General features: G+C 30.8%; 7 protein-coding genes and 2 pseudogenes. All 9 read left to right on the top strand.

Annotated features, from left to right (window positions below):
• Nucleotides 1-192, top strand: a pseudogene (locus Q0616_RS00550) (glycosyltransferase); the annotation flags it as partial.
• Complete coding sequence (locus tag Q0616_RS00545; RefSeq protein WP_260541059.1) at nucleotides 193-744, top strand: serine O-acetyltransferase; 552 nt, start codon at nucleotides 193-195, stop codon at nucleotides 742-744. It begins immediately after the preceding pseudogene.
• A gap of 3 nt (nucleotides 745-747) precedes the next feature.
• The gene (locus tag Q0616_RS00540; RefSeq protein WP_298774061.1) at nucleotides 748-1,812 is read left to right on the top strand and encodes a glycosyltransferase; all 1,065 of its coding nucleotides are present in this window, start codon (nucleotides 748-750) and stop codon (nucleotides 1,810-1,812) included.
• Nucleotides 1,812-2,801 (top strand): glycosyltransferase, encoded by a 990-nt coding sequence (locus Q0616_RS00535; RefSeq protein WP_298774058.1) that lies wholly within the window; start codon nucleotides 1,812-1,814, stop codon nucleotides 2,799-2,801. The genes Q0616_RS00540 and Q0616_RS00535 overlap by 1 nt, the downstream gene beginning before the upstream one ends.
• Before the next feature lie 6 nt (nucleotides 2,802-2,807).
• Complete coding sequence (locus Q0616_RS00530; RefSeq protein WP_298774056.1) at nucleotides 2,808-3,926, top strand: EpsG family protein; 1,119 nt, start codon at nucleotides 2,808-2,810, stop codon at nucleotides 3,924-3,926.
• Complete coding sequence (locus Q0616_RS00525; RefSeq protein WP_298774054.1) at nucleotides 3,917-4,663, top strand: glycosyltransferase family 2 protein; 747 nt, start codon at nucleotides 3,917-3,919, stop codon at nucleotides 4,661-4,663. Before Q0616_RS00530 ends, Q0616_RS00525 begins: the two co-directional genes overlap by 10 nt.
• Entirely contained in the window at nucleotides 4,650-5,753 is a 1,104-nt protein-coding gene (locus Q0616_RS00520) for a glycosyltransferase family 4 protein (RefSeq protein ID WP_298774052.1), read from the top strand. The genes Q0616_RS00525 and Q0616_RS00520 overlap by 14 nt, the downstream gene beginning before the upstream one ends.
• Before the next feature lie 54 nt (nucleotides 5,754-5,807).
• Nucleotides 5,808-6,551 carry a polysaccharide biosynthesis/export family protein gene (locus tag Q0616_RS00515; protein ID WP_260541047.1) on the top strand — a complete coding sequence of 248 codons (744 nt, stop codon included), beginning with the start codon at nucleotides 5,808-5,810 and terminating at the stop codon, nucleotides 6,549-6,551.
• Between the two features lie 2 nt (nucleotides 6,552-6,553).
• A pseudogene (locus tag Q0616_RS00510) lies at nucleotides 6,554-7,091 on the top strand (capsular biosynthesis protein); the annotation flags it as partial.

The following is a 7,091-nucleotide window of genomic DNA, read 5'->3' as shown; positions in this document are numbered from 1 at the left end:
GTTAGAGAAATGTTGAATGACGGTGAGTTAGGTTATATCATCAAAAATGAAGAGGAAGCAATTTATGAGGGAATGAAGTATTTTATTCAACATCCTGAAATTGCAGATAACTATCAACAAATTATTGCATCAAAATCATTGCCATTTCAATTAGATAATGCCGTACATTCAATCGAAAAATATTTAAATTAAATGAAAACAATTATTCAGAAAGATTTTTATAGAAATTTTGGGTATTGGACCAATTCGCCTTTTCTGAAAGGCTTTATGAGCCCTGGTTTTCGATTTATTTATTGTTTAAGAAAAGCCCAACAATATTCATCCAAACATCCTTTTGGCATTTTTTATCGTTTATTGCTTCGTCGCTATTCAATCAAATACGGTTATCAAATTTCAGCAAAAACAGAAATTGGAGCTGGTCTTAATTTAGGGCATTGGGGAACAGTTGTTGTAAACCCAAAAGCAAAGATTGGTAAAAATTGCAATATTGCACATGGTGTTACCTTAGGGCAGACAAATAGAGGAAAGTCAAAAGGTTATCCTACGTTAAAAAACGATGTTTGGGTCGGAACAAATGCAGTTATTGTTGGAGGTATTACGATTGGAAATAATGTATTGATTGCACCTAATAGTTATGTAACGCAGGATGTACCTGATAATTCGGTCGTGATGGGAAATCCTATGCAAATTGTGCCGAATGAAAAAGCGACTGATGGATATATTAACAATAGAATAGAGGATTAATAGTTGAAAACGATACTTTTTATATTACCAGACCTTAATCAAGGTGGAGCAGAACGTGTCATTACAACGTTGTGTAACGAACTGGATCGAACAAAGTTTTCGCCAAAATTAGTGCTTTTCAAAAAGGAAGGTTATTATTTGAATCATTTAAAAAAGGATGTTGAAATCATCGAATTGAATATCTCTCGTATTCGATATTCTATTTTTAAGATTGTTCCATTAATCAAAAAAATAAAACCCGAAATTGTTTTTACAGGTTGGGGTGAAATTTCTGCTTTTTTATCACCCTTAATTCCATTGTTTCCAAAAACGAAATTTATAACGCGTGAAACAAATGTCGTTTCAAAACATGTTACGCGAAAAGAAATTCTATTTTTCTATCGTTTTTATCCTAATTTTCATCAAATCATTGCGCAAAGTGATGATATGAAAAACGATTTGATTCAGAATTTTAATATTTCGGAACATAAGATTGTTAAAATTAACAATCCAGTTGATTTTGATTTAATTAACCGATTAAAAGAAGAAGAGGTGAGTGTTGGGTTTGACACGAGCTATAAAAATATTGTGGCGATAGGTAATTTGTCTCCGCGAAAAGGATTTGATTTGTTACTCGATGTGATGAATGAATTGAAACATGAAAAAATACAGTTAACTATTCTTGGTGATGGTGCCTTTAAAGATGGGTTGATTAAACAAAAGGACGAGTTGAAATTAGCGAATGTGAGGTTTCAAGGAAATGTTCCGAATCCGTTTGTGTATTTAAAGCATGCTGATTTGTTTGTTCTTTCATCCCGTTACGAAGGTTTTCCGAATGTATTATTGGAAGCAGGTGCGTGCGGAACCTATAGTTTGGCAAATAATGCGCCTGGAGGAATCAATGAAATTATTCAAGAAGGAATCAATGGGGAAATTTTTCCAATAGATAATACCAAAGGTTTTGCGCAAAAAATAAAAGAAGTTTTAACACATCACCATCCAAAAGAACAGCTTGTAGAAAGTATCTTTTCTCGATTTAGTAAACAAATAATTATAAAACAATACGAAGCTATTTTTAATCAACTATAATGAATAATCCACCTAAACTATCAGTTATTGTTCCTGTTTATAATACCGAAAAATATCTTTCGAAGTGTTTAGATTCTATTTTGAATCAAACCTATAAAGAACTTGAGGTGATTGTAGTAAATGATGGTTCGAAAGATCATTCGCAATCAATTATCGATCAGTACAAACAGATTGATGCAAGAATTGTTTCTATTCTGAAAGAGAATGGAGGGTTAAGCGATGCGAGAAATGCAGGTATCGACCATGCGACAGGTGATTATTTGGCGTTTATAGATTCGGATGATTACATTGATAGAACGATGTTCGAAAAAATGGTTGATTTGAGTGTGCAACATCGGTCAGAAATTGTTTTTTGTGATTTGGTAAAAGTAGATGAATTTGGAACTGAGTTTCGTGATTTACCACAGTCTCCACAATTACCAGAAAAGATTATTTTGGAGAATGATCTGACTATTTTAGGTGAAATGAGTTGTTTTGCTTGTAATAAAATTTTCAGAAGATCATTGTTTAACAAGCATCGTTTTAGAAAAGGAATTCACTTTGAAGACATCGAATTGATACCGAAATTAGTTTTAGATGCTACAGTTATTTCTAAAATTAATCAACCTTTTTATAAGTATTTTGAACGCCAAGATTCTATTACAAAGACCCATACGGCGAAAGGTTTGGATATGTTTGTTGCTGTAAATGAGGTGACAAATTATTTTTATAAAAGTAAATACAATACATTTGCAACCGAGCTAAAACGTTTTCAAATCATTCAGGGGTATTATTCGTATTTAGCCTATGTGGCCTATGTAAAAGATAAAACCTTGAAAAGTAGAATGATTGAAGCTTTAAGTGATTTTCTGAAAGAGAATCACTTAACAAAGAAAGAGCTTAAAAATTATAATCGTTTTGAAGAGAATTACTTAAATTCATTACCATTGAAAAAAAGAATGTATTATTATTTGTCACTTATGAACCTTCAACTGTTAATTAAATTATAATTTGAAGTGAGTTTAATTTATTTATTCATATTTTCTTTTCTGCTTATCGCATCAATATTAGAGTTTTCTGATAAAAAAGTCAGTAAACAATTGTATGTGTTAATTGTTGTGATAATGTCACTAACAGCTGGTTTTGGTTATGGTTTAAGCCCTGACTGGATTGCTTATTTTAATACGTTTAATATGTTATTAGATGTATCTTGGCCAGAATTTGATCGATTTGCTTACATGGCAGGTATGGAAAAAGGCTTCCTTGGTCTAAATAAGCTATTGGTAGATTTTGGCTTTGATTTTGGAATGCTCACTTTGCTTGTGGCATCAACTTCCTTAATTTTAAAATCAATAACTTTTTACAAATATGGTGGTTTTCCTTTCCTTGTTCTATTTATCTATGCCATGCCAAACTTTATGTTTGAGGAGCATGTGCATATTCGTCAGGGTTTAGCCAATGCAATTGCAATATATTCAATACGCTATGTGATTGATCGAAATTTAGTCAAATTTTTAATTTGCATTGCGGTAGGTTATCAATTTCATGAATCTATTATTGTTTTTGTACTTGCCTATTGGATTGCTCCAATGAAATTTGACGAAAAATTTATAGGTTGGATCGTTTTATTTTCAATTATAGGGTTTTATACTGGATTAAATTCAATCATAGAGGTTATCATGAACTTTATGCCTATTGGGCAAGAAAAATTCGAAGGTTACGAAAGTGAGTTATACGCACAAGGCGATGGGGTGGCTATAGGAGATTTTGTAAAAATTATTTCTATTCTATCCATTATCATTTATAATAAATATGCTGTTCACGATAAATTGTATTGTTATTTCCGAAACTTATTTGTTTTTGGTGTACTACTTTATTTCTTCTTAGGGAAAGGAATTTTTGGTATTCGATTACCAGGTTTTTATTTAGTTTTTTTAGGTTTAACGGTAGGGAGATTGGTGTATGTTTTTGACGGAGATAAATTTAAACGAAACTTTATATATTTAAGTTTTGTATCATACACTGTCTTGTTGATTTTTTGGTTCCAAGTAAAGCAAGGACATAAATCAAATTTTGGAAATTATCGAACTATTTTTAATAAAGAGGCCGTGTACGGATTATGGAAATGGAATTAGTATCTATTGTAACGCCTTGCTATAATTCGGAAAAGTATATAGCGGAAACTTATCAATCAATAAAGGCACAGACTTATTCTAATTGGGAATGGCTTATTGTTGATGATTGTTCAACTGACCGTTCGGTTGAAATTATAAAATCGTTTCAAGATCATCGAATTTATTTAAGTAGTCAAACAGTTAATCAAGGTGCTGCAAAAGCAAGAAATATAGCACTTACCAAAGCAAATGGAAGGTACATCACGTTCATCGATAGCGATGATTTGTGGTTACCAGATTTTTTAGAAAAAACGATCGATTATTTACAATCAAATGATGAGCAATTAGTTTACACAAGTTATAAACGAGTAGATGAAAATTTGCAACCCTTGTTAGAGGATTTTATTGCGATTGATAAAATTGATAGTAATCGAATTTTATACAACTGTCCAATTCCGATGTTAACATCTGTTTATGACTCCAAAACGATAGGGAAAATTACTGTTCCTGATGTAGAATTAAGAGAAGATCATGCGATGTGGATTGATTTGTTAGCTAAAATAAATTACGCAAGAGCAATTGAAGAACCCTTAGCTATTTATCGAATTAGAGATAATTCTGTTTCGAGGGATAAATTTAAAATAGCAAAAAAACAATACGATGTCTATAGAAAATATTTAAAAATGAATTTTTTTAAATCTTCTTATTACACTTTTTTTTGGGCATTGAATGGATTAAAAAAATATGGAAAACTTTAAATTATTAGACTATTTATATACACTGGATATTTCTCCAATTTACATCAATATTTTGGGTGCATTTTTTTTTGCATTGACTATCACTTTGATTTCTATCCCTAAAATAATTAGAATCTCTTATAGAAAACAATTAATGGATGTGCCAGGAGAGCGTAGTTCGCATACGAATAAAGTTCCTACCTTGGGAGGTGTCGCATTGTACTTTGGTATTGTGGTTTCGACTTCTATTTTCGCAACAGATTTAGGTGTTAATTATTCCTTTTTTCTATCGGCTATTACCATCTTGTTTTTTATAGGATTAATGGACGATCTATTAGTTGTAGCACCAGATAAAAAACTATACGGACAAGTAATAAGTACAATTTTAATTATTTTTGGTTCAGGAATTATGATTAATTCATTTTCAGGACTTTTTGGAATTTATAGAATACCATACGCTGTAGGGGTCTTGTTAACGATTTTTATATTCATTGTTTTGATTAATGCTTTCAATCTTATTGATGGAATTGATGGACTTGCAGCAGGAGTTGGAGGCGTAATTAGTCTATGTTTTGTGTATATTTTTTATCGAATTTTTGATTATGGCATAGGTATACTTGCCATTAGTACACTCGCTGTTTTAATAGGTTTTGCACGATACAATCTTTCCAAAAAATTTAGAATATTTATGGGGGATACAGGATCGATGGTCATAGGTTTTATTTTAACCTTTATGGCGATTCGATTTCTTTACATTAGCGAAACCTCCAATCTTGGCTTAAAGACTGGACCAGTACTTCTACTGTTTATCTTTGTGATTCCTATTGTAGATACTTCTTATGTTTTTACTGTTCGATTACTCAGAAAAAGAAGTCCATTTGCACCAGATAAAAACCATTTGCATCATCAATTTCTAAAATTAGGTTACAATCATTTGCAAACGTCGATCATTTTAGTATTAATTAACATTTTTTTTATAATCGTTGGGTATTATTTTAGAAATATTGAAATTAATAAACTATTTTTGGTTTTTATTGTTTTATCAATAAGTTTTGTTATCTCTCTAAGATATATTGTAGTATTAAAAAATAATAAAAACATATCATTATAAAAAATGCTTTACTTAAAATCAACTTTAACCAAAACCGCTATTTTATTGATCATCATGAATTTATTTTCATGTATATCACTTAAAGATGTTCAATTAATTCAACCAGATCAAAATTTAAAACTTGATGCTAAAGGGAAAATCGCTTTCGATAAACCTGAATACTATATTCAAAAAGGGGATCGCATTTTAATCAATGTTTCAAGTGCTTCTAAAGAATCTATGGGGATTCTAAGTGATTTTATTTCTTCAGGAAATCAAACTTTTGTTCAAGGAGAGAATTCAGGTGTATTAGTCAGAAAAGATGGAAACATAGAATTACCTCGAATTGGGAATATACATGTAGAAGGGTTTACTATAGAACAGGTTCGTAAGATAATTCAAGATGAATTTTATAAAATTTATGATGAGAAAGGAACTTTTATAGATGTAAATTTAGCAGGTATAGAATATACTATAGTGGGTGAAGTTAGTCAAGGGACATTTCGGGCAAATAAAAGAGATTTAACCATTTTAGAAGCTTTCGCTAAAACAGGATCTAATAATATATATGCAGACCTGAAAAATGTTCGTATAATCAGAACAGATTTGGATGGAACTAAGCAGGTTTATGTGGACTTGACAAAAGAATCTATTATGAATTCAGAGTATTATTGGATTCAGAATAATGATATTATTGTTGTTAATCCACGTAAAGAAAAAGTTTGGGGAGTTGGTCTAAACCCACTGAGCGTCGTTACAACAGTGATGGGAGCTATTGCAACTATTTTAGGAGTTTATTTATTTTTTGATAAAATTTAAGAATGGCGAACACAACGAATAATCAAAAAAGTAAGAAAAAACAATCTGACTTTATTGATGTAGAAAGGCTTATACCCAGGTTACTTAATGAGTGGCCATTATATATAATATCAATGCTGATTGCTTTAGCAGTTGCTTATTATTTAAATAACTGGAAACTGAATAAAATTTATTCGGCCAATACAACGTTTAAAATCAAGGATAATAGTTCGGCGAATAATTCTTTGGCATCTAATTCGATTAACTTCATTTGGGGAGGTAATGCCAACAAAATTGACGGATTATCTTATACTTTAACATCTCGTATTCATAATGAAAAAGTTGTTAAGAAGGCAGAATCCTATATTTTTTACACAGAAGAAGGCAGATTAAAAAAATCTAATATTTATAAATTAGATGCACCATTCCATGTGCATATTGATACATTGCATCAACAAGTTGCAAACGTAGATGTAAGAGTAAAGCCAAAGGATCAACATTCATTTTATCTTGAAGTAGAAAATGCTAACGGATCGTTGTATCAATTTACAAAGGATAGTA

Origin of the sequence: uncultured Empedobacter sp., from assembly GCF_937930195.1 — a bacterium.
In the GTDB taxonomy this organism is placed as follows: Bacteria; Bacteroidota; Bacteroidia; order Flavobacteriales; family Weeksellaceae; genus Empedobacter; species Empedobacter stercoris.
The sequence above is the reverse complement of the archived record's forward strand: the minus strand, read 5'-3'. Positions and strand labels throughout refer to the sequence as shown.

What these genes read in the sequence shown, in the direction of transcription:
- Q0616_RS00545 (WP_260541059.1), top strand. Translation starts at nt 193, where the DNA reads ATGAAAACAATTATTCAGAAAGATTTTTATAGAAATTTTGGGTATTGG.
- Q0616_RS00535 (WP_298774058.1), top strand. Translation starts at nt 1,812, where the DNA reads ATGAATAATCCACCTAAACTATCAGTTATTGTTCCTGTTTATAATACC.
- Q0616_RS00525 (WP_298774054.1), top strand. Translation starts at nt 3,917, where the DNA reads ATGGAATTAGTATCTATTGTAACGCCTTGCTATAATTCGGAAAAGTAT.
- Q0616_RS00520 (WP_298774052.1), top strand. Translation starts at nt 4,650, where the DNA reads ATGGAAAACTTTAAATTATTAGACTATTTATATACACTGGATATTTCT.
- Q0616_RS00515 (WP_260541047.1), top strand. Translation starts at nt 5,808, where the DNA reads ATGAATTTATTTTCATGTATATCACTTAAAGATGTTCAATTAATTCAA.